The 599-nt window shown below is 31.9% G+C and carries 1 protein-coding gene; it reads left to right on the top strand.

The window, feature by feature from the left end; genetic code table 11:
• Positions 1-58 precede the first annotated feature (58 nt).
• Complete coding sequence (locus tag SMIDD26_RS07380) at positions 59-535, top strand: hypothetical protein (RefSeq protein WP_054385281.1); 477 nt, start codon at positions 59-61, stop codon at positions 533-535.
• Positions 536-599: the final 64 nt, after the last annotated feature.

Here is a 599-nt window from a genome sequence, read left to right as displayed (position 1 = left end):
TCTCTATTCCTTGCAACATTGAAGAAATTCAAATCAGAAGAATAAAAGGTATTTTAGCATGAAAAGAACAAAAAAGTTTATCGGTATTGGAGTAGCTCTATTCTCTATTTCTCTTCTCGTTGCATGTGGAGCACAAAGTTCAAAGACTGCTTCAACAAGTAATGATGAGAAGACAGTAGCAACATCTAATAGCTCAAAAGAAGCAAACACTTTCGATACACCAGTTGTAACAGACGATGCGATTGAATCAATGCGCACTTATGCAGATTATATAGATCTTTATAAAAAGATTTTTGATGATTATTTTACTAAAGCTGAGGAAAGTTTCAAAGGCACAGCTATGGAAAATAATGAGTCGTTTACCAAACTAAAAGAGTCAACTCAAAAATTATTCGATGCGCAGAAAAAAATATATGATTTGCTAGGGTCAACTGAGATTAAGGAAGATGATAAATCAAAATTGTCTCAACAATTGAAAGACTTTAGAGACAATTTGCAAAAACAGTTGAAAACTTTGACAGCTCAACTACAATAAGATAGAAATTATTGTTTGTAGTAACTGAGAATAATTGGTAAAATTACACCCCAAATGTTAGAAA

Origin of the sequence: Streptococcus mitis (genome assembly GCF_001579035.1) — a bacterium.
Lineage (GTDB): Bacteria > Bacillota > Bacilli > Lactobacillales > Streptococcaceae > Streptococcus > Streptococcus mitis_J.
This window is presented reverse-complemented; position numbering and strand designations above follow the sequence as displayed.

Excerpts from the sequence above, each read along its gene's own strand:
- SMIDD26_RS07380 (WP_054385281.1), top strand. The coding sequence starts at position 59 with ATGAAAAGAACAAAAAAGTTTATCGGTATTGGAGTAGCTCTATTCTCT.